The organism is Methylobacterium oryzihabitans (assembly GCF_004004555.2).
GTDB classification, from domain to species: Bacteria; Pseudomonadota; Alphaproteobacteria; order Rhizobiales; family Beijerinckiaceae; genus Methylobacterium; species Methylobacterium oryzihabitans.
On sequence record NZ_SACP01000037.1, the window covers coordinates 21,208 to 41,749 of the forward strand.

Annotated in this window: 16 protein-coding genes, 1 tRNA gene and 2 pseudogenes; 11 read left to right on the forward strand and 8 right to left on the reverse strand. The window is 71.3% G+C overall.

Annotation, left to right across the window (positions count from 1 at the left end):
- Positions 1–82: 82 nt before the first annotated feature.
- Positions 83–786: pseudogene (locus EOE48_RS25035) on the forward strand (IS5 family transposase).
- Positions 787–886: 100 nt separating this feature from the next.
- On the opposite strand, the pseudogene EOE48_RS30075 reads toward EOE48_RS25035, so the two are convergent.
- Together EOE48_RS30075 and EOE48_RS25045 are read right to left on the reverse strand one after the other, a co-directional pair.
- Positions 887–1,512, reverse strand: a pseudogene (locus tag EOE48_RS30075) (transposase); the annotation flags it as partial.
- Positions 1,513–1,714: 202 nt separating this feature from the next.
- Positions 1,715–1,791: transfer RNA gene (locus EOE48_RS25045), tRNA-Met, on the reverse strand.
- A gap of 221 nt (positions 1,792–2,012) precedes the next feature.
- Here EOE48_RS25045 and EOE48_RS25050 point away from each other — a divergent pair.
- The 5 genes from EOE48_RS25050 (at position 2,013) to EOE48_RS25070 (ending at position 7,851) form a co-directional block, all read left to right on the forward strand.
- Complete coding sequence (locus tag EOE48_RS25050; protein WP_425463689.1) at positions 2,013–3,284, forward strand: ABC transporter substrate-binding protein; 1,272 nt, start codon at positions 2,013–2,015, stop codon at positions 3,282–3,284.
- Complete coding sequence (locus tag EOE48_RS25055; RefSeq protein ID WP_127733613.1) at positions 3,281–4,309, forward strand: cyclase family protein; 1,029 nt, start codon at positions 3,281–3,283, stop codon at positions 4,307–4,309. Before EOE48_RS25050 ends, EOE48_RS25055 begins: the two co-directional genes overlap by 4 nt.
- An 8-nt stretch (positions 4,310–4,317) precedes the next feature.
- On the forward strand, positions 4,318–5,442 hold the full coding sequence (locus EOE48_RS25060) for an NADH:flavin oxidoreductase/NADH oxidase (RefSeq protein ID WP_127733614.1): 1,125 nt from the start codon (positions 4,318–4,320) through the stop codon (positions 5,440–5,442).
- Between the two features lie 305 nt (positions 5,443–5,747).
- Positions 5,748–6,701 carry a 3-hydroxyacyl-CoA dehydrogenase family protein gene (locus EOE48_RS25065; RefSeq protein ID WP_127733615.1) on the forward strand — a complete coding sequence of 318 codons (954 nt, stop codon included), beginning with the start codon at positions 5,748–5,750 and terminating at the stop codon, positions 6,699–6,701.
- A gap of 145 nt (positions 6,702–6,846) precedes the next feature.
- Complete coding sequence (locus tag EOE48_RS25070) at positions 6,847–7,851, forward strand: glucokinase (protein ID WP_127733616.1); 1,005 nt, start codon at positions 6,847–6,849, stop codon at positions 7,849–7,851.
- Between the two features lie 7 nt (positions 7,852–7,858).
- On the opposite strand, the gene EOE48_RS25075 is transcribed toward EOE48_RS25070, so the two are convergent.
- The 3 genes from EOE48_RS25075 to EOE48_RS25085 form a co-directional block, all read right to left on the reverse strand.
- Entirely contained in the window at positions 7,859–8,359 is a 501-nt protein-coding gene (locus tag EOE48_RS25075) for a winged helix-turn-helix domain-containing protein (protein ID WP_127733617.1), read from the reverse strand.
- A 109-nt stretch (positions 8,360–8,468) separates the two neighbouring features.
- The gene (locus tag EOE48_RS25080) at positions 8,469–9,923 is read right to left on the reverse strand and encodes an NAD(P)-binding domain-containing protein (protein ID WP_127733618.1); all 1,455 of its coding nucleotides are present in this window, start codon (positions 9,921–9,923) and stop codon (positions 8,469–8,471) included.
- Between the two features lie 101 nt (positions 9,924–10,024).
- A complete protein-coding gene (locus EOE48_RS25085) occupies positions 10,025–11,161 on the reverse strand; it encodes a replication protein RepA (RefSeq protein WP_127733619.1) in 1,137 nt (378 codons plus the stop codon).
- 842 nt (positions 11,162–12,003) lie between these two features.
- Here EOE48_RS25085 and mazG point away from each other — a divergent pair.
- From mazG to EOE48_RS25105, 4 genes are all read left to right on the forward strand, one after another.
- Positions 12,004–12,843 (forward strand): nucleoside triphosphate pyrophosphohydrolase, encoded by an 840-nt coding sequence (gene mazG, locus EOE48_RS25090; protein ID WP_127733620.1) that lies wholly within the window; start codon positions 12,004–12,006, stop codon positions 12,841–12,843.
- A 67-nt stretch (positions 12,844–12,910) separates the two neighbouring features.
- A complete protein-coding gene (locus EOE48_RS25095; protein ID WP_127733621.1) occupies positions 12,911–13,417 on the forward strand; it encodes a MarR family winged helix-turn-helix transcriptional regulator in 507 nt (168 codons plus the stop codon).
- Positions 13,418–14,227: 810 nt separating this feature from the next.
- A complete protein-coding gene (locus EOE48_RS25100) occupies positions 14,228–14,572 on the forward strand; it encodes a cupin domain-containing protein (protein ID WP_127733622.1) in 345 nt (114 codons plus the stop codon).
- A 409-nt stretch (positions 14,573–14,981) separates the two neighbouring features.
- The gene (locus EOE48_RS25105) at positions 14,982–16,343 is read left to right on the forward strand and encodes a hypothetical protein (RefSeq protein WP_127733623.1); all 1,362 of its coding nucleotides are present in this window, start codon (positions 14,982–14,984) and stop codon (positions 16,341–16,343) included.
- 257 nt (positions 16,344–16,600) lie between these two features.
- On the opposite strand, the gene EOE48_RS25110 is transcribed toward EOE48_RS25105, so the two are convergent.
- Genes EOE48_RS25110 through metG form a run of 3 tightly spaced genes read right to left on the reverse strand, consistent with a single transcriptional unit; the run spans position 16,601 to position 19,760 of the window.
- Positions 16,601–17,410 carry an MBL fold metallo-hydrolase gene (locus EOE48_RS25110; RefSeq protein WP_127733624.1) on the reverse strand — a complete coding sequence of 270 codons (810 nt, stop codon included), beginning with the start codon at positions 17,408–17,410 and terminating at the stop codon, positions 16,601–16,603.
- Positions 17,411–17,421: 11 nt separating this feature from the next.
- On the reverse strand, positions 17,422–18,207 hold the full coding sequence (locus tag EOE48_RS25115) for a TatD family hydrolase (RefSeq protein WP_127733625.1): 786 nt from the start codon (positions 18,205–18,207) through the stop codon (positions 17,422–17,424).
- Positions 18,207–19,760, reverse strand: coding sequence for a methionine--tRNA ligase (metG, locus tag EOE48_RS25120; RefSeq protein ID WP_127733626.1), 1,554 nt, complete (start codon positions 19,758–19,760; stop codon positions 18,207–18,209). Before metG ends, EOE48_RS25115 begins: the two co-directional genes overlap by 1 nt.
- 339 nt (positions 19,761–20,099) lie before the next feature.
- On the opposite strand from metG, the gene EOE48_RS25125 reads away from it, so the two are divergent.
- Positions 20,100–20,414: a GCG_CRPN prefix-to-repeats domain-containing protein gene (locus tag EOE48_RS25125; RefSeq protein WP_246154850.1), complete on the forward strand. Its 315-nt coding sequence runs from the start codon at positions 20,100–20,102 to the stop codon at positions 20,412–20,414.
- The last annotated feature ends 128 nt before the right edge of the window (positions 20,415–20,542 follow it).

Here is a 20,542-nt window from a genome sequence, read left to right on the forward strand (position 1 = left end):
TTGGAGCGCCTCCCAGATGGAGGAGGCCATGGCAGAGCTGTTCTGGCTGTCGGACGAGCAATGGCAGGCGATCGCGCCGTTCATGCCCACCAACCAGCCCGGCGCTCGTCGCAAGGATGACCGCACGATCCTGTCGGGCATCCTGCACGTCATCAAGTCCGGCTGCCGCTGGAAGGATTGCCCGAGCGACTACGGACCGTCCACCACCGTCTACAACCGCTTCAACAGGTGGTCGCGCCGCCGCTTCTGGACCAGCATGCTGGAGGCCCTGGCCAAGGCTGGATGGTCCGGCGAAGCGGCCGCCCTCGACTCAACCTACGTCAAAGCCCAGCGCGCCGCCCACGGCGGAAAAGGGGGGTCCGCAAGCAGGCGATCGGCCCTTCGCGGGCGGGGCCGACCACCAAGATCCACGTCCTCACCGATGTGATCGGTCGCCCGGGCGTCATCCACCCCACGCCCGGCAATGCCAGCGACGTGAAGACCGCGCCCGCCGTGCTGGACCAAGCGCCCGGCCGCGTGCGCCGCCTCATCGCCGACAAGGGCTACGACGCCGACTGGCTGCGCCAGGATCTGCGCCAGCAGGGCATCAGTGTCGTCATTCCCGGCACCCGCGCCCGCAAGCGCAAGATCCGCCTCGACAAGCGGCGCTATCGCGACCGCTGGCGGGTCGAGGCGGTGTTCTGCCGCCTCAAGGACTTCCGCCGCATCGCCACTCGCTACGACAAGCTCGCCAGAAACTTCGCCTCCGCCCTCGCCTTGGCCGCCATCATCGCATTCTGGTGCTGATCGAGTCTCAACTCTAGCGTCACGGGGCGGCAATGGCCATGGTGGGTGCATGGCTGAATGGTCGGCTTTTGGGCAGCAGCTCAAGGTCGGCTCACCACCCTCAGCAGTTCTTCGCACGGGCAAGCTGATTGCGTAATGACCCTAGCAGGCTGTCAAAGGGATCATCGCCGATTGGCGCGATGCTTTTCAGGATCATGTAGCGGCAACGTTGCACGGCCCACTCATCGTTCTGCTCCAGCAGGATCGCACCGACCAGCGTACGGATCGGGGAGCTCGCTGCGGAAGATGCCAATCATCTCGTGCGGCGATTGATCTCGCCGTTGCGGCGCTCCAACAGATCGGTCGAGTGCAGCTTGGCGGGATGGGCAGCTGGGAAGCCCATGTCCAGGACGTCGATCTCGGCAGCGGCGAGATTCGGGATCTCGGGCCGGAGTTAGTCAGCGATCCGCTGCCACTACTGATGGGCCGCCTCAGTGTCCTCGTTCGCGAAGGCGGTGGCCATCAAGGCCGAGGGCCCGAGCGGCCAGCATGGGCCAGGACGCTCCTCATGAAGTGGACCCGGCACCCCTGCCAGGAGGCGGTCATCACCATGGCGACCAAGGCCTTGGTGCCCCCGTAGGCGTCCGAGATCACCAGCTTGACGCCGTGCACGCCACGCCGGGCCAACTTGCGCAAGACTCCGGTCCGGAACGTCTTCGCCTCGGACAGGCCGATGTCGAGCTCCAGCACGTCGGGTCGGTCAACCAACCATTTTCGTTCCCGGTAAAACTCCAGTTCCTTGTTGCAACTGTGTTGCACGGAGCCGCCGCCGTCTGGTTGTAACCCATTGAAAAATTAACGGGCATGTTGCAGTCCACCGCAACACCTATTGGCCAGGAACTAGGCATCAAAAAGCCCGCTAAGCCATTGACCGAGCGGGCTGAACGAGTGGTAGCGGAGGAGGGACTCGAACCCCCGACACAAGGATTATGATTCCTCTGCTCTAACCAGCTGAGCTACTCCGCCGCCTCGGACCGGGCCTCGTCGGGCCCGCCGTCACGGTGGCGCGATATAGGGAAACAGGCGGAAGCCTGTCAAGGAAGGAACGCGGCCCAATGGAACTTGGTCGCGGGCGGCCCCGCCGGGGCATGGCGGGGCTGGCGCGAAACGGCGTTCCGCATCCTTGACAAGCCCCCTCCCGGCGCCGGAGCATGGGTCCGGGCCCGGCAAGAGGCCCCCGACGAAGGATGTCTCGGGTGAGGACGACGCTCCTGGCGGCCGCGATGGTGGCCGCGTGGCACGGTGGCGCCTGCGCGCAGGCGGGCGGCCAAGGTTCTGGCCAAGGTTCTGGCCACGTCTCCGGCCAAGTCTCCGGTAGGATTTCCGACGGCGCCGTGCGCCTCGGCTTCCTGCTCGACATGTCGGGGGTCTATGCCGACGTCACCGGGCCGGGCAGCGCCGCCGCCGCCCGGATGGCGGTGGAGGATGTCGGCGGCACGGTGCTCGGGGCGCCGGTCGAGGTGCTGGTCGCCGACCACCAGAACAAGGCCGACGTCGCCGCCACCACCGCGAGGGCGTGGTTCGACACCGAGCGGGTCGACGCCATCCTCGACGTCGCCGCCTCGGCCACCGCGCTCGCCGCCGCCGACATCGCCCGGGCGAAGAACAAGATCATCGCGTTCAGCGGGCCCGGCGCGGTGCGACTCACCAACGAGGCCTGCGGGCCGACCGCGATCCACTGGGCCTACGACACCTACGCGCTGGCCAACGCCACCGCCCAGGCGACCGTCAAGGCCGGCGGCACCTCGTGGTTCTTCATCAGCGCCGACTACGCCTTCGGGCAGGACCTGGAGCGGGACGCCAGCACCGTCGTCAAGGCGACCGGCGGCACCGTGCTCGGCGGGGTGCGCGCACCGCTCAACACCGCCGACTTCTCGTCCTACCTGCTCCAGGCCCAGGGCTCCGGCGCCAAGGTGGTCGGGCTCGCCAATGCCGGGCGCGACACCACCAACGCGATCAAGCAGGCGGCGGAGTTCGGCCTCGCCCAGGGCGGCCAGAAACTCGCCGGGCTCCTCGTCTACATCAACGACGTCCACAGCCTCGGCCTCGAGGCGACCCAGGGCATGCTGCTCACCGAGGGCTTCTACTGGGACCTCGACGAGGGGACCCGGGCGTGGTCGAAGCGGTTCTTCGAGCGGGTCGGCCGGATGCCGAACATGTCCCAGGCCGGGGTCTACTCCACCGTCACCCACTACCTCAAGGCGGTGGCCAGGGCCGGCACCGACGAGACGGGGGCCGTGATGGCGGCGATGCGGGCGATGCCGGTCGACGACGTGTTCGCCCGCGGCGGGCGCATCCGCGAGGACGGCCGCATGGTCCACGACATGTATCTGTTCGAGGTCAAGAAGCCCGGGGAATCCACCGGCCCGTGGGACCTCTACAAGCGCGTCGCGACGATTCCCGGCGAGCAGGCGTTCCAGCCGCTCTCGGCCTCCCGCTGCCCCCTGGTGAAGAAATGACGCCGCGCTGGACCCGCCGGCCCGAGGGCGCGACCTGGGGCGATTTCGGCGCCGACGACGAGCGCGGCCGGCTCAACCTGCTCACCCCCGAGAAGGTGCGCCAGGGCGTCGCCGAGGTGCGCGAGGGCCTGACCTTCTGCCTCAGCCTGCCGCTCGATTATCCCGGCGGCAACGTGCTGAACCCGCGCCGGCACCCGCCGCAGATCCGCCCGACCGTGCGGGCGACCGGTCGGCCGAGCTACAACTTCCCGGTCTGCGAGGAGGTGCCGGACGCCACCGACGTGGTCAGCGACGACCTCGCGGTGCTGCACCTGCAATACTCGACCCAGTGGGACAGCCTCGCCCATGTCGGCTCGCTGTTCGACGCCGACGGCGACGGGCGGCCCGAGCCGGTGTACTACAACGGCTTCCGGGCCGGCGAGCACGTCACCGGACCGTCGCGGCCGGACGAGGCCGGGGCGCCGTCGCGGGCACGACACCTCGGCATCGAGCGGCTGGCCGAGGCCGGCATGCAGGGCCGCGGCGTGATGATCGACCTGCGCGCCCATCTCGGCGACGCCCGCACGGCGGTCGGGTACGACGCACTGCAACACATCCTCGACGCCGACGGGGTCGCGGTCGAGCCCGGCGACATGGTGTGCCTGCATACCGGCTTTGCCGAGCGGCTGCTCGGCATGGACCGGGCGCCCGACCCGGCGGTGGTGCACGGGCTCTGCGCCGGGCTCGACGGGCGCGACCGCAGGCTGCTGAACTGGATCACCGATTGCGGCCTCGCCGCCCTCATCGCCGACAACTACGCCGTCGAGGTCCACCCGGCCCTGCCGGAGGCCGGCTGCTGCGCCACCCTGCCGCTGCACGAGCACTGCCTGTTCCGGCTCGGGGTCAACCTCGGCGAGTTGTGGCACCTCACCCCGCTCGCCGAGTGGCTGCGGGCGCGGGGCCGCCACCGCTTCCTCCTCACCGCCCCGCCCCTGCGGCTTCCCGGCGCCGTCGGGTCGCCGGTGACGCCGATCGCCACCGTGTAGGACGCCTCATGACCGCACGCCTGTTCGAGCCCGTGAACCTTCGCGGCGTCACCCTGCGCAACCGCGTGGTGGTGCCGCCGATGTGCCAGTACTCGGCCGAGGACGGCGTGGCCGGCGACTACCACCTCGTCCATTACGGCCGCTTCGCGCTCGGCGGCGCCGGCCTCGTCATCCTGGAGGCGACCGCGGTGGTGCCGGAGGGGCGCATCACCCACGGCGATCTCGGCCTGTGGTCGGAGGCCCACGGCGAGGCGCTGGCGCGGATCGCGCGCTTCCTCAAGGCGCAGGGCGCGGCGGCGGGGGTGCAGCTCGGCCATGCCGGCCGCAAGGCCAGCATGCAGCGGCCGTGGTACGGCAACGGTCCGCTCGGCCCCGAGGATCTCGCCCGCGGCGACGCGCCGTGGGAGATCGTCGCCCCGAGCCCGGTGGCGATGGACGAGGGCTGGCTGGTGCCGGCGGAGCTGACGCCGGCCGCGATGGCGGCGCTGACCGGGGCGTTCGCGGCCGCCGCCGGCCGGGCCGAGCGGTCGGGGTTCGACGTCATCGAGCTGCACTGCGCCCACGGCTACCTGCTGCACTCGTTCCTGTCGCCGCTCACCAACCACCGCACCGACGGCTATGGCGGCGACCGGGCCGGGCGGATGCGGCTGCCGCTGGAGATCGCCCGGGCCCTGCGGGCGGCGTGGCCGGCGGACAAGCCGCTGTTCGTGCGGGTCTCGGCGGTGGACGGGATCGAGGGCGGCCTGACCCTCGACGACACCCTGGCCTTCGCGCGGGAACTGGAGGGTATCGGGGTCGACGTGCTCGACTGCTCGTCGGGCGGGCTCGCCGGCTCGGCGACCGCGGCGCGGGTGCGGCGCGATTACGGTTTCCAGGTCGGCTTCGCCGAGGCGGTGAAGCGCGAGACCGGCATAGCCGCGATGGCGGTGGGGCTGATCGTCGACCCGGCCCAGGCCGAGACGATCGTGGCCGAGGGCCGGGCCGACCTCGTGGCGGTGGGGCGCGAGGCGCTGGCCGACCCGAACTGGGCGCTGCGGGGGACGGGCGGCTACGCGGCGTGGCCGCAGCAGGCCGGCTGGTGGCTGGAGCGCCGGGCCGGGGACATCGAGCGGCTCGGCCCCTGGCGGGGGTGACCCCTGGGGATTCCAAGGGGCGAGGAGCCCTTTGGCGGGTGGTCAGGGCGGCGCCCTGACTTCGGCGCAGCCGACAGGGCCGCGCCGGCTTCGGCCAATCGTCGGGGCTGCGCCCCGACTTGGGCCAATCATCAGGGCTGCGCCCCGACTTGGGCCGATCGTCGGGGCTGCGCCCTGAATTGGGCCAATCATCAGGGCTGCGCCCCGACTTGGGCCGATCGTCGGGGCTGCGCCCTGAATTGGGCCAATCATCAGGGCTGCGCCCCGACTTGGGCGCAGCCGACAGGGCACGGAAGGATTCGGCGATGAGGAAAGAGATCGCGGTCGTCGGCGGCGGCCTGATGGGGCACGGGATCGCGCTGGTGCTGGCGCTCGGCGGGCACGGGGTTCGGATCACCGACACCAGCGCCGAGACGCTGGCGCGGGTGCCGGGGCTGATGGCGGCGGCGCTCGGCACGCTGCGCGAGGCCGGCGCGGTCGGCGACGACTGGACGCCCGAGCGCCTCGCCGGCGCGGTGCGGGTGTCGCCCGACCTCGCCGCGACGGTCGATGGCGCCGACCTCGTGATCGAGGCGATCACCGAGAACCCGGAGGCCAAGCGGACCCTGTTCGCCGCGCTCGACCGGCTGCTGCCGGCGGACGCGGTGATCGCCTCGAACACGAGCTACCTCGACGTGTTCCCGCTGATCCCGGAGGCGCGCCAGGGCCGGGCGCTGGTGATGCACTGGTACACCCCGCCCTACATCGTCGACCTCGTCGACGTGGTGCCGGGTCCCGCCACCGATCCGGCGGTGATCGAGGAGGCGCGCCAACTGATCCTCGGCCTCGGCCAGGTGCCGATCGTGCTCAAGCGGTTCATCCCGGGCTACGTCGCCAACCGGATCCAGTCGGCGATCTCGGCCGAGATCTACCACCTGCTCGACGAGGGGATCGCGACGCCGCGCGAGATCGACGACGCGATGATCCACGGGCTGGCGCTGCGCATCCCGGTGCTCGGCCACCTCGCCAAGGCCGACTTCACCGGCATCGAGCTGCTGCGCCACGCGCTGGCCAATGCGAGCTACAGCCCGCCGGAGCCGCGCACCCGCTCGGAGTCCCTCGACGCGCTGTCGGCGGAGGGCCGCACCGGGGTGATGGCGGGCCGCGGCTTCTTCGACTGGGGCGGGCGCGACCCGGCGGAACTGTTCGCCGACCGCGACCGGCGGCTGCTGGCGCTCAAGCGGGCGATGCGCGAGGTCGGGCGGATGGAGGGGGCGTAGCCTCCGATCGGGCGAGCGAGGAGGCGTCGCCGCAAGTCGGGCCGGTGGAGGGAGGGCGTCGCCGCCCTTGGCCGGAGGAGGGGCGTAGCCGCCCTCGGCCGCGGCGCTATAGTGGCGGCCCCGGCCCCGAGAGAGAGACGCCTCCATGTTCGAGTTTCCTGTCCTGCTCGGTGACATCGGCGGCACCAACGCGCGCTTCGCCGTGCTGGAGCGGCCGGAGGGCGAGGCGGTGGTGCTCGACCACGAGCGCACCGCCGACCATCCGGATCCGAGCTCGGCGATCCGGGCGGCGCTGGCCAAGGGCGGCGGCGGGACACGGCCGCGCTCGGCGATCCTCGCGGTGGCGGCCCGGGTCGACGGGCCGGCGGTGCAGCTCACCAACGCGCATTGGGTGGTCGCGGGCGAGCGGATCGGCCGCGACCTCGGGCTGTCCCGCTGCACGGTGGTCAACGACTACGTGCCGGTGGCGGCGGGCGCGGCCGGGCTCGATCCCGCCGGGGCCGACCGCTCGCTGCTGGAGCCGATCGGCGGTTCCTGCACCCCGGGCCGGGGCGCCCGGCTGGTGCTCGGGCCCGGGACCGGGTTCGGCGCCGCCGCGCTGGTGCCCTACGGCCGGCAGCTCGCCATCGTGTCGACGGAGGCCGGCCACGCCGATCTCGGGCCGTGCGACGAGGAGGAGGCGGGGTTCTGGCCGGGGATCGACCGGGTCGGGGGCCGGGTGACCATCGAGGCGCTGCTGTCGGGCCCGGGGCTGGTGCGGCTGCACGCGGCCTTGCGGCGGGCGCGGGGCGGCCCGGAGGAGACCGACCCGGCGGCGATCACCGCCCGCGGGCTCGACGGCGAGCCGCTGGCGCGCGCGACCCTGGAGCGATTCGCGACCCTGCTCGGGCGGGTCTGCGGCAACCTCGCCCTCACCTTCCTGGCGACCGGCGGGGTCTATATCGGCGGCGGCATCGCGCCCCGGATCCTGCCGGTGCTGCAGGCGGGCGGGTTCCGGCGCGCCTTCGAGGACAAGGCGCCGTTCGGAGCGATGATGGAGACGATCCCGACCTGCGTCATCACGGTGGCCGACCCGGCCTTCGCCGGCCTGTCGGCGCTGGCGCGGGAGCCGGCGCGCTTCGCCTACGAGGGGCAGGTGTGGGAGGGGTGAGCGGTCCTCACCCGCGCCCGGCCTCCGACGGCGGGCGCCCGGCCTCCGCGGCGGCGTAGACCGCGTCGCCGAGGCGGCGGACCGGGCCGTTGCCCTGGGCGCGCTTCCACAGCCGGGTGTTGAGCGCCGCGACCGGGTCGTGCCCCGGCAGGGTGAGCCCGCTCGCGGCGAGCCTTTCCCAGATCTCGGCGGCGTGCATCGGCCGGCCGGCGCCGGACAGGACCGCGAGGGCGGCCTCGATCAGGCGCCGCCCCTCCTGCCGTGGGCCGTCCTGGCGCAGGTTGTTTTGGCGCGGGTCGCTTTGGCGCGGGCCGCCGGCCTGCGGCGGGGCGGGTGGCGCCGCCGGGACCGCCTCGGGCGCAGTGGCCGGGGCCGCGACGCCCCCGAGGCGGCGGCCGAGCTCGAGGTAGAGCTCGTGCTCGCCGATCAGCCGGTCGAGGGCGGCCCGCTGGCGCCGCAGCTCCTCCAGCCGCGCCTCGGCCTGCGTCTCGGACGGGAATGACGTCATGGCCCGTGTCCGCTCCTGCCAGCGGGACCGAGTCCCGCCCTGCGCAGAATAGGAATATTCCGTTCGGGGGCAAGACTGGCGCGGGGAATTCCCGTTCTCTCGCAGCCGGCTACCGCTCCGCGCGCGGCACGAAGTACGGCGTCGGCGCCAGCTCGTCGTCCTCGTGGGCGCGCATCCGCTCGGCGTAGCGGTCGGCGTCGGCGAGAAAGAGGTCGCGCACCAGCGCCTGCGCGAGCCGGGTCGCACCGATGCCGAGGCCGGGAATGTCGCCGGCGAGCGCGCCGTGGCTGAGCGTGACGCCCCAGTTGAAGACGTGGATCCGGCTCAAGGCCGGCATCGCCCCGGGGACGCGCTCGCGCAGCTCCAGGCCGTCGCCGAGATACGGGAAGCGGGCGGCCTCCGGGTGGGCGGCGGCCTCGTGCGGGGCGACGCGGTCGCCCCAGGTCAGGATCGCGTCGCGGAAGGCGGCGAGTTCGGGCCGCTGCACGAGGTCGACGTCGAAGCCCGTCGCGACGATCGCCGCCTCGACCGGGTAGCGGCCGCGGGCGGTCTCGACCACGAGCCCGTCCGGTCCCTCGCTCACCCCGGTCCAGCCCTCGCCGAAGCGGATCCGGAAGCCCGGATGGCGGGTGCAGCGCAGGACCGATTCGTGCGGCGGCGGCGTGCCGGCCGCCAGGATGTGGGTGGCGAACCGCCAGCGCGCGTCGTCGTCGAGGCCGGCATAGCCGCGCAGGAAGCCCGGGAAGGAGGCCCATTTCGAGGTGTTGACCTGGGGAAAGTGCCGGCGGCGCACGAACAGCGTCACCTCCGCGGCCCCGGCCTCGAGGGCGGTGGCGGCGTTGTCGACCGCCGAGGCGGAGGCGCCGAGCACCGCGACCCGGCCGCCGCGCAAGGCGGCGAAATCGATCGGGTCGGCGGCGTGCAGCACCCGCCCGCCCCCGCCGAGCTCAGGGCGGCGCCGGCCGCCGGAGCCCTCGCGGCCGCAGGCGAGGACGACCTTGCGGGCGAAGACCGTCTCGGGCCCGGACGGCCCGTCGAGGGCGGCGGCGACCAGGCCGTCGCCCGCGGCCGGCGCCAGCGCCGTGACCGCGACCCCGTTCTCGACCGGGATGCCGGCGGCGTCGCGCACGAACAGCAGGTAGCGCAGCCAGTCGAGGCGCGGGATCTTGCCGAGGTCGCGCCAGCCCGCCTCGCCCGCTTGCGCCTCGAACCAGGCCCGGAAGGTCAGGGAGGGAACCCCGAGATCCGGCCCGGTGAGGTGCTTGGGCGAGCGCAGGGTCTCCATGCGGGCGAAGGTGCCCCACGGCCCCTCGGCGCCGCGGGCGGCGCGGTCGACCACCCGCAGGTTCGACACGCCCTCGCGCAGGAGCGCGAAGGCGGCGGTCTGGCCGCACATTCCGGCGCCGACCACCAGCACGTCGAGGGCCGGGCGCCCGTCCGGCCCGGTCGCCGGCAGCGTCCAGGCGGCCGGCGGGTGGTTGAGGCGCGCGAGGTCGCGCCGGACCTCCCGCGCGAGGCGGGCGAGGCCGTCGGCCGCCCCCGGTCCGGTTTCCGTTCTGGTCAAGGCACCGTCCCCGCTCCGCCCGCTCCCGTGCAGGTTGTGCGCCCGTTCCCGGTCTTCCGAAGGACTATTCCCATCCGGGTATTCCCCCTCCGCCGCGCCGGTCAGGCGCCGGCCGCCGCCGGCTTCCGGGAGGCCGGCCGGCCCGCTCCCCTGCCCGCCCCCTTCGCGGCGGGTCCTCGCCCCGCGGGCCTGGGCGGCACCAGCAGGGCGCCGGGATCGGCGGGCTGGAGCTGCATCCCGGTGTCGTCGAGGGTGAGCGGCAGCTTCGGAAACACCTCCTTGAGGTGGGCGACGTCGGCCTTGAACGCCTGCCGGAAGCTGCGCAGGGAGGCGTTGTCGGCGCCGAACTGCTTGTGGAGGTTGTCCCAGGTCAGGCGCAGAGGGCGCTGGAGGGCGCGCAGGCGGTAGCCGACCCAGAACAGCAGGTCGAGCTTGCGCGCCGAGCCCGAGAAGGCGCGGGCGGCCCGGATGTCGACCGGCAGGGCGTGCCTGATGAGGTTGTCGTAGAAATCCTGGTGGAACTGCACGGTCTTCGACCACGACAGGGCGTCGTCGCCGGTGCGCCACAGGTCGAGCCGGCGGAACGGCGGCATGGTCAGGGTCGAGGAGCGCGCCTGCCCGTCCCACAGGCCGATCTGCATCGTGCAGGCGGCGAGCCGGTTGAGCTGCTCCTTGAACTGCCGGATCGTCCCGCGCTCGCCGCCGGTGACCGCGAAGCCCATCTCGCGCATGAAGCCCGACAGGCTGTCGGCGACCGCGATCGTCGGACTGCGCTGGCGCACCGCCTCGGTGCACAGGTGCAGCAGCACCAGCCGGGCCTTGGGGCCGTAGGGCAGGCCCTGGAACTCCATCGCGCCGGTGGCCGGGTTCTTGATCCGCCCGGCGAGCAGGCTCAGCGTGTTGCGGCCGTACTCGCGGAAGAACTCGTGCTGGTCGCCGGGGTCGCGGTAGGGCAGGCCGCACAGGGCGAGCACCGAATGGATGTGCTGGATCGTGTCCGGCCCGGTCGGCTCGGATTCGATCACCAGCCGCACGGCGTCGCGCCGGCGCTGGTCGCGGCCCATGGCGGCGCGGGCGGCCTCCGACTGCCGCGCCTGCGCGCGCTCGGCGTCGCGCAGGGCCTGCCGGTGGGCGATGTGCTCGACGATGACGGCGAACAGGAAGCCTCCGCGGGCCGCCTCCAGCTCGGCGCGCAGGTCCTCGTCGTGGATCGCCGCGATCTTGGCCTCGATGCCCATCCCGTCCGTCGTGGTTCGCCGCCCCGGCCGACGCCCGGCCCGGATCCCCGGCGCCGGGTCCGAGAGCCCGCCGCCGATTCGCGAAATGCAGCCTGCCCGATTCGGCTCCCGGGATTCCGGTGCCCCCGGCGGGTTTTCCCGGGATTCCCGCGAGTCGTCCCCACAATCCTCGCTCCGGCCCGGTTCGGGGGCCCGCGGACCTTACCCCGCCGCGGATCGCCGCCGCCTGTGGGCGGGGCTGTGGGCGGCCTGTGGGCCGGGCGGGCACCGGCCGGTGGGCCGGCGGTGCGGCGCCTGTGGGCGGGCGGCGCAGAGATCGATACGGGGTCCGGCCGACCAGGGAAACGTCGCGCAGAGTCCGATACGCGAGCGATCCGCCTCGGTGCCGGGATTCCAACGGCTTGGGACGACCCCGGCGCCGAATCCGATGCGCGACCACGCCGAATCCGATGCGCGAGCGCCCGGAATCCACGCAGACTTCGATGCGCACCTGCGCAGAGTCGGATGCGGACCCGCGCAGAGTCGGATGCGTGAACAGCCATCAAGTCATTGTCATAACGGCAGAAATCGCCCCTCCATATAACCTTCATAACGGACTCTCTGAGACTCCTCTTCCGATAGGAAGCCTATAGGGATCCGATTCCGTTCGGTTTGAAGAACATCTGCATGATCCTGGGACAACCCTCGCGATCCCCTGGAATAAGATGGAATACGGCAATTTCATCAATCGCATGGCCGAGCCGCTCCGGACCGGCCTGCGGCCGCTTCCGCGCGGGCTCCCGGATGCGTAAGAGCGGGGACAACCGCGCCGATCGGCGGCGTCGGGACCCAACGAGGCCCGCATGAGCGACGCTGCCAGCGCCCCGATCCCCGGTTCTCCCGCCGGCTCCGAGCGCGGAATCGACCGGATCCTCGCGATCATGGCGCGGCTGCGCGACCCGGAGCACGGCTGCCCGTGGGACCTGGGGCAGAGCCCGGCGAGCATCGTCCCGTTCACGATCGAGGAGGCCTACGAGGTCGCGGAGGCGGTGGAGAGCGGGGATCCGCTGGAGCTGAAGGACGAGCTCGGCGACCTGCTGTTCCAGGTCGTCTTCCAGGCCCGCCTCGCCGAGGAGGCGGCGCGGTTCCGGTTCGACGACGTCGCCCACGCCATCGCCGACAAGATGGAGCGGCGCCACCCGCACATCTTCGGCGGGGCCGAGGCGCTCACCGACCCGGATGCCGTCAAGGCGCAGTGGGCCGAGATCAAGGCGCGGGAGCGCGCCGCCCGCCCGCGCCCGCCGGCCGGGATCCTCGACGGGGTGCCCCTCGCCCTGCCGGCTCTGGCCCGGGCCGAGAAAATCTCGCGCAAGGCGGCCTCGGTCGGGTTCGACTGGCCCGAGACCGCCGAGGTGGTGGCGAAGGTGCGCGAGGAGACCGCCGAGGTCGAGGAGGCGCTGGCCGCCGGCGACCGCGCCGCGGTGGCGGAGGAGATCGGCGACCTGCTGTTCTCGGTCGCCAACCTCGCCCGCCATGCCGGGATCGACCCGGAGGAGGCCCTGCGGCAGGCCAACCGCAAGTTCCAGCGCCGCTTCTGCGCGATGGAGGCCGAGCTGGCGGCGCGCGGCCTCGGCCTCGCCGGGGCGGGGCTTCCCGCGATGGAGGCGGCGTGGGGGACGGTGAAGCGTCGCGACAAGGGCTGAGGCCGCGGCCGGGGCGAGCGCCGTCCCGGCTTGACGATCCGTATGGCGCCATATGATATGGCGCCTGATGATAAGCCTCGATCAGAAATATCGCCTGCTGCTGGAGCACTTGACCGAGACCGGACCGGCCGGGCGGCAGCGGATGCGGCTGTGCTTCGAGGCGCTGGCGCTCGCCGCCGCGATCGACCGCGACGGCGCCGCGCGGCTCGGCCGGCACGGGCTGTCGGAGGGCCGGTTCGTCCTGCTGGTCGTGCTGCTCGACGCGCCGGACGGGCTGTCGCCGCACGCGCTTGCGGAGGCGGCGGGGGTGACCCGCGCCACGGTGACGGGGCTGCTCGACGGCCTGGAGGGCGGCGGCTGGATCCGCCGCGACGCCCATGCCGACGACCGCCGCCGGCTCACCGTCCGGCTCACCCCGGACGGGGCCGCCCGGGCCCGGCGGCTGCGCGCCGAGCACGGCCGCTGGCTCGCGACCCTGGTCGACGGCCTGTCCGACGACGAGCGCCAGACCCTGAGCCGCCTGCTCGGCCGGGTCTTCGCCGGCACCGCGGCCGGGCGGGGGCGGCCGGGGTGACGGCACAGCGGCGCGCCGCCGTGGCGCAGGGCCGGGCGCGACCCCGGCCGTCGATCTCGCGACCCCGGTCGGACCGGTGTTCCCGGACCTCGCCGCGGAGCCGGTCGGTCCCGGCTTCCCCGCCGGGGCCGGCATCCTCGCGCGGATGACCGCGACCGGCGAGCGGCTGCGCGCGCGGCTCGGTCCCGGGGCCGCCGGATTGTTGCGCCATCGAAGTTCTTGCGCCACCGAGTCCCTGCGCCACCCCCCTCCGGCCCCTCGCCGACGAGCGTCAGTTCGGCGTCCGGGAATGGGAGTGGCTCGCGGTGCGGCCGCCGATCCCTCCGAGCGCGTCCGCCGCTTCGTCGGCGAGGCGACGCGGCCGTGCGGGGTATGGTGCCGCCACCTCGCCGGCCTGAAGGCCGACCCGGCGCCGGGCCTCGCGCGCCGCGGGCGGACCCGGCCCGCAGCGTCCAGGACTCGGTCGGCAACCGGCTCGACGATGCCGCCCGCCTCCGGCCCGACCGGGTCCGGGCCGTCGTCGCCGCGTGGCGCGCCGCCGGATCCTGCCCGGCGACCGAGCGGATCGCCCGGCGCGGTCTGCGCTCCTGCGGGCCGACCTGACGGGGTTGGCCCGGCGGCGATCAAAACCCGATCAAAAGATCGGGCCGTGTCGTGTCCCGCCAACCCCTTGAGGGATCGAGGGCCGGAGGCCCGTGCAGGCGGATCCGGTCAAAACCCGATCAAAAGTCCACGCCCAGGTCCGAACGTGCGGTCACGGCGCCGGCGAGGCATCCTGGCAGCTCCGCCTGCACCACGATGGGTCCATCGATGCCCCCTGCCCCCGCCAACCTGCTCTCCCCCCTCCCCCGGCTCCTGCCCGAGGAGGAGTTCTCCGAGATCCTGTCCCGCCCCGACCTGCGGATCGAGCGCATCGTCTCGACCGGGCAGGCGAGCCCGCCGGGCTACTGGTACGACCAGCCCTGGGACGAGTGGGTGCTGGTTCTCGCCGGCGCCGCCCGGCTGCGGATCGAGGGCGAGGCGGCCGACCGCGACCTCGCGCCGGGCGACCACCTGCTGCTGCCGGCACGCACCCGCCACCGGGTCGAGTGGACGGCGCCCGATGCCCCGACGGTGTGGCTCGCGGTGCATTGCCCGCCGACCCGAGCAGGGTGACGAGCCGGTTCGACCGGGGATCGCCCGCCTTCGCCGCGGATGCGTGCGGGCCGATCCCCCGGCGAGGATACGGTTCCGGGGGAGCCCGTTCGCGCAGGCAGGACATGGGCCCTCGAGCTCGCGCGCAGACACGGCGGCCGGCGGGTCATGGGCTGCATCCGCGCTGCGGGGGCGGCGGCAACCTCCGGATGCGAACGATGCAAGCTATGATCGACAGTCGAGATGCCGTCAGTGAGGACGACGAGCAGCCCGAATGGTCGATCGAAATCTTTTCTCGATGATCGTCTTCGAATCAAAACAAGTATCCGAACCGTATAAGCAACTCCTCTCATCATGGCGCTGGTCGTAAAATTACCGGTTGCAATCTCCCTTTTCTGACGCTAGGGAATCGAAAAGGAGGTCGGGGCCAATGTCCGAGGAACATCGTCCGAAGCTGCTATCAGCTCACGGAACATTCGTCGGTTTCGACTCTAACGGCAATTGCCTGGTGGTTTGTACCGATCACCGTGACGCCCGTTGCGTCCGGTTGCACGTGGAAAAAGGAAAGGCTGCCTTCTCTGTCGAAGTGGATGGCAAGATGCGCTACGTCGTGCCGAGCATCGACGGATTTTTGCTTGTTGATGACCTGTCTACGGTTGTTCAGCGGCTCGATGTCATCGGTCAGGAAGGTGGATACGTCTCTCTCGGTCTGAACGGATTTTTCTTCGCCGCGCATCCCGATGGCAGCCTCGATTTCCAGCCCTGGATGCAGATTCACGAGAAGTTCTGGCTGCTGCACGACGACTCGGTCGTGACGCGCATCCTGTCCAATCACTGGCACTCCGAGTCGCTCGATCGATTCGTGCACAGGCGGGACATCGCACTGCGACCCAACTTCGAGATCGGCCTGTCGGACCTGATCGTCACGATCGACGATTTGGTCTTCTATGCCTATTCGGAGAGCGATCGAGAAATATATCTTATATATCAGAAATACAAAGTCGAAAGACTTATCTTATTCAAGCCTTTGATTTATTTCTGTGCTTATGGTGATCAGCGGTCCTTCGATTTGCTGGCCTGTTCGTTGCGGAGTTTCGAGAAATATGGTCGGTTCGATGGTGATTACGCGATCGTGACCGATAAGAGTAGCGATTACATCGAGAAAACCCTGAGTTTCATCGACAGGGAAAGGATCACCGTCATCATGCTTCCCGTTGTCGATGTCATCGACATGGTGAGCGCTCGCTACAAAATCACCGATTGCGCTGTCTTCCAGCATTATCAGCCAATCATCTATTCCGATTTCGATATCGTCTGCAATGCGCCGATCGCGAATCTCTGCGAGCGGGCATTGACGAGCGGCAAGCCTCTGCTGCGATCCGAGGGAACCATCGACTTGGTTCATTACGGGTCCGTCCTGATCCAAGGCGACGAGCATCTCCGGCGCACCAAGGACCTCGGCTTCAACTCCGGCGTCATCGCGTTCAAGAACATCGATGCCGTCAGGGCGTCGTTCCGGATGATCGTCGCTTGCATGTATTCTCACATCAGGAGCGGGTTGCCGCGCTACGATACCACTGCCTACGATCAGTCGGCAGCCAATTACGTGTTCAACAAGATGATCGACTTCGATATTCACGAGATGGACAATTACGTTTTTCCTTGGCCGCCGGCTGAGAATGAACATATTTCCGGCCGCGGGCTGATCCATTTTTGCGGCGGCGTCGGAGCCGGTCACAAAGTCGATCGCATCATCAGTTATTACGAATATCTGGAGCGGCAACCCCGGTGATGCGACGTCCGCTCGCCGGAGCGCGCCGCAGGCTGCCACGGCAAGCCCATCCGGCGATCTGACGAAGTCCCGCTCCCGCACCATCGTCGCTCCTCGGCGATGGCACCGCACTCGTCTCTCGGCCCGACCCCGCAGGGATCGCTTCGCGACGCGGATTTCGGCTTCGCTCAAGCGCCGCGCGGGCCGGCGATGTCGCAGATCAGGCTATCGCGGTCTCGAATCTGCCGTCTCCCGCGTCCCGGGGCAAACCCCGGCCCTCACCCCTCCACCGTCACGCTCAATCCGTCATGGGCCGGCACCACCCCCTCCGGCAGGCGGCGGCGGAGGGTGTCGTAGTCGAGGTCGGTGTGCAGGTTGGTGAGGATCGCCCGGCGCGGGCGCACCTCCTCGATCAGCGCCAGCGCGTCGGACACCGAGTAATGCGTCGGGTGCGGCGTGTCGCGCAGGGCGTCGATGACCAGCAGGTCGAGGTTGCGCAGGCTCGCCTTCGCGGCGTCCGGCATGATGCTGACGTCGGGCGCGTAGGCGGCGTCGCCGAAGCGGAAGCCGAGCGCCGCCTCGTTGCCGTGCTCCATCGCGAACGGCAGAGCCGTCACCGCGCCGCCGGGGCCCTCGATCGTGGTCGCCACCCCCTCGGCGAGGTCGTGCAGGTCGAGGATTGGCGGATAGGCGCTGCCCGGCGGGGTCTCGAAGCAGTAGCCGAACCGGGCGGTCAGCAGTGCCCGGGTGATGGCGTCGGCATGGACCGGGATGCGCCGGCGCATGTGGATCACCAGCGGCCGCACGTCGTCGATGCCGTGGGTGTGGTCGGCATGCGCGTGGGTGAACAGGACCGCGTCGAGCCGGGTCACGCCGGCATCGATGAGCTGCTCGCGCAGGTCGGGCGAGGTGTCGACCAGCACGACGGTGGGTTCGGCGTCGGGCGCGGTCCGGCCCTCGACCAGGATCGAGCAGCGCCGGCGGCGGTTGCGCGGCTCGGCCGGGTCGCAGGCGCCCCAGCCATAGGCGACCCGGGGCACGCCGCCCGAGGAGCCGCAGCCGAGGATGCGCAGGGTCAGGGCGGGCATCGCGGGGAGCCTCAGGAAGCGAAGGGGGCGGCCTTGGCGAACAGGCGATGGAAGTTGGCGGTGGTGAGCGGGCCGATCTCGTCCGCCCCGACCCCGATCGCCTCGGCCAGCACCCGGGCGGTGTGGGCGACGTAGGCCGGCTCGTTGCGCTTGCCGCGATGGGGCTCGGGGGCGAGGAACGGCGCGTCGGTCTCGACCAGCAGCCGGTCCCGCGGCAGGGCGGCGGCGATGTCGCGCAGCTCCTGCGAGCGCCGGAAGGTCAGCACGCCGGAGAACGAGACGGAGAGCCCGAGCTCGATCCCGGCCTCGGCGAGGCGCCGCCCGGCGGTGAAGCAGTGCAGCACCGCGGAAAAACGCCCCCGCGCCATCTCCTCGGTGAGGATCCTTTCCACGTCCGCATCGGCGTCGCGGGCGTGGATCACCAGCGGCAGCCCGCTCTCGCGGGCGGCGGCGATGTGGGTGCGGAACACCCGCGCCTGCACGTCGCGCGGGGACTTGTCGTAGTGGTAGTCGAGCCCGGCCTCGCCGATGCCGACGCAGCGCGGGTGGCGCGACAGCGCGACGATCTCGTCGGCCGGAACGTCCGGCTCCTCGGCGGCCTGGTGCGGATGGGTCCCGACCGTGAACAGCACCTCCGGATGCGCCTCGCTCAAGCGCCGGTAGGTCTCGAACGCCCGCACCCGGGTCGAGATCGTCAGCATCCGGGTCACCCCGGCCTCCCGGGCCCGGGCGAGGATGTCCGGCAGGGTCTCGGCGAAGTCCGGGAAGTCGAGGTGGCAGTGGCTGTCGACCAGCATCACGCCTCCGCCGCCGGCTCGACGTAGCGCGGGAAGATCGGCGCCGGCGCCGGCAGGGCGGTGCCGGGGACGAGGCGGTGGGCCGGCCCGGCCCGGTCGAGGGTCCGGGCCCCGGCCGGCACCGCCAGCAGGTCGAGGAGTTTCTCCGCCGCCGCCGGCACGAAGGGCTGGACCAGCAGGCCGACCGCCCGCAGCACCTCGGCGGTGGTGTAGAGCACCGCCGCCATCCGGGCCGGATCGGTCTTGCGCAGGGTCCAGGGCTCCTGGCCGGCGAAGTAGCGGTTGGCCTCGGCCACCACCGCCCAGATCTCGGCGAGCGCGTGATGGATCGCGAGCTCGTCCATCGCGGCCCTGGCCTTGCCGGCGAGCGCGTCGGCCTGGGCCAGCAGCGCGCGGTCGGCCTCGGCGGGAATGCCGGGCTCGGGCACCCGTCCGTCGCAGTTGCGGGCGATCATCGTCAGCGAGCGCTGGGCGAGGTTGCCGAGGTCGTTGGCGAGGTCGGCGTTGATCCGGTTGACGATCGCCTCGTGGGAGTAGTTGCCGTCCTGGCCGAACGGCACCTCGCGCAGCACGAAGTAGCGCAAGGGGTCGGCGCCGTAGACCTGCACGAGGTTCATCGGGTCGACGACGTTGCCGACCGACTTCGACATCTTCTCGCCCTTGTTGAGCAGGAAGCCGTGCCCGAACACCGTCTTCGGCAGCGCCAGCCCGGCCGACATCAGGAAGGCCGGCCAGTACACCGCGTGGAAGCGGATGATGTCCTTGCCGATGACGTGCAGGTCGGCCGGCCAGTGCCGCCAGCGCGGATCGGCCTCGTCGGGAAAGCCGCAGGACGTGATGTAGTTGGTCAGCGCGTCGACCCAGACATACATCACGTGGCCCGGCGCCCCCGGCACCGGCACGCCCCAGTCGAAGGTGGTGCGGCTGACCGAGAGGTCCTGCAGGCCGGCACGCACGAAGCTCGTCACCTCGTTGCGGCGGGTGTCCGGCCCGATGAAGCCGGGATTCTCGGCGTAATGCGCCAGCAGCCGCTCGCCATAGGCGGAGAGGCGGAAGAAGTAGCTCTCCTCCTCGACCCACTCGACCGGCGTGCCGGTCTTCTCCGCGATCCTGCCGCCGTCCGGGCCGGCGACGAGCTCGGATTCGTCGTAATAGGCCTCGTCGCGGACCGAGTACCAGCCGGCATACTTCGACAGGTAGATGTCGCCGTTGGCCTCCATCCGCCGCCACAGCGCCTGGCTCGACGCGATGTGGTCGGGGTCGGTGGTGCGGATGAAGCGGTCGAACGAGCAGTTCAGCGCCTCGGCCATGGCGCGGAAGCGCGGCGCCATCCCGTCGACGAAGGCCCGCGGGGTGATGCCGGCCTTGGCGGCGGTCTGCTGGATCTTCAGCCCGTGCTCGTCGGTGCCGGTGGTGAAGAACACCTCGAAACCGTCGATGCGCTTGAACCGCGCGATCGCGTCGGCGGCGATCACCTCGTAGGCGTGCCCGATATGCGGCACCCCGTTGGGGTACGAGATCGCGGTGGTGATGGTGTAGGGCTGGCCCGCCACGCTGCTGGTTTCCCGGGAACTCGAAGGCCGGGCGCGCGGGGCGCCCCTGTGTGAGACAGCCTTAGAGCAAATTTGGGCGCGGGGGGACAGCCCCCGGGGTGCCGGGCCGGCGTGCCGGTTCCGCCGGCCGAAGACCCGCCCTGCCGATCGTCGCCGATGTGATATGATTACGTTTCCGGGCGTGATGTCCTGCTGAATACTGGAACATTGCCGAATTGTCATGCAACTGTGCTGACAACGGCGTGTTGATAGCACAGCCGCCAAGACGATCGGACAAGACGATCACCGGATCGACCATCCCCGAACGGGATCTTCCGGACGGCGGCGGAGGACAGGATCATGAAGACGTTCGTGTCGCTGCTCGCGGCCGGGGCTGCCCTGGCCGTTCTCCCGCTCGCCTCGGCCCAGGCGATGCCGATCAACACCGGCGCGACGGTCGCCGCGCCGATCACCCTGGTGTCGGACGGGTGCGGCCCGGCCGGCTGGCGCGGCCCCTGGGGCCATTGCCGGGACACGCCCTATACGGGCCCCCTCCCCGGCGGCGGCTTCGCGGTGCAGGGCAACGGCTGCCCGGCCGGCTTCTGGCGCGGTCCGTGGGGCCATTGCCGGGACACCGTCTTCCACGGGCGGCTGCCCGGCGGGGGCTTCCAGTAGGAGGCGGGGCGCGCCGGCTCGAACTTCGAGCGACCGGCTTGCCAAGAAATCTCCGTCCCTTTCCCGGACGACTGGAACGCAGTGGAAGGAGATCCGGGAACCAGACGCCAGAAGCGCCGCGAAGCGGC

Coding starts and splice junctions, on each gene's coding strand:
- EOE48_RS25050 (WP_425463689.1), top strand. CDS start 2,013: ATGTCTCGGGTGAGGACGACGCTCCTGGCGGCCGCGATGGTGGCCGCG.
- EOE48_RS25055 (WP_127733613.1), top strand. CDS start 3,281: ATGACGCCGCGCTGGACCCGCCGGCCCGAGGGCGCGACCTGGGGCGAT.
- EOE48_RS25060 (WP_127733614.1), top strand. CDS start 4,318: ATGACCGCACGCCTGTTCGAGCCCGTGAACCTTCGCGGCGTCACCCTG.
- EOE48_RS25065 (WP_127733615.1), top strand. CDS start 5,748: ATGAGGAAAGAGATCGCGGTCGTCGGCGGCGGCCTGATGGGGCACGGG.
- EOE48_RS25070 (WP_127733616.1), top strand. CDS start 6,847: ATGTTCGAGTTTCCTGTCCTGCTCGGTGACATCGGCGGCACCAACGCG.
- EOE48_RS25075 (WP_127733617.1), bottom strand. CDS start 8,359: ATGACGTCATTCCCGTCCGAGACGCAGGCCGAGGCGCGGCTGGAGGAG.
- EOE48_RS25085 (WP_127733619.1), bottom strand. CDS start 11,161: ATGGGCATCGAGGCCAAGATCGCGGCGATCCACGACGAGGACCTGCGC.
- mazG (WP_127733620.1), top strand. CDS start 12,004: ATGAGCGACGCTGCCAGCGCCCCGATCCCCGGTTCTCCCGCCGGCTCC.
- EOE48_RS25095 (WP_127733621.1), top strand. CDS start 12,911: ATGATAAGCCTCGATCAGAAATATCGCCTGCTGCTGGAGCACTTGACC.
- EOE48_RS25100 (WP_127733622.1), top strand. CDS start 14,228: ATGCCCCCTGCCCCCGCCAACCTGCTCTCCCCCCTCCCCCGGCTCCTG.
- EOE48_RS25105 (WP_127733623.1), top strand. CDS start 14,982: ATGTCCGAGGAACATCGTCCGAAGCTGCTATCAGCTCACGGAACATTC.
- EOE48_RS25110 (WP_127733624.1), bottom strand. CDS start 17,410: ATGCCCGCCCTGACCCTGCGCATCCTCGGCTGCGGCTCCTCGGGCGGC.
- EOE48_RS25115 (WP_127733625.1), bottom strand. CDS start 18,207: ATGCTGGTCGACAGCCACTGCCACCTCGACTTCCCGGACTTCGCCGAG.
- EOE48_RS25125 (WP_246154850.1), top strand. CDS start 20,100: ATGAAGACGTTCGTGTCGCTGCTCGCGGCCGGGGCTGCCCTGGCCGTT.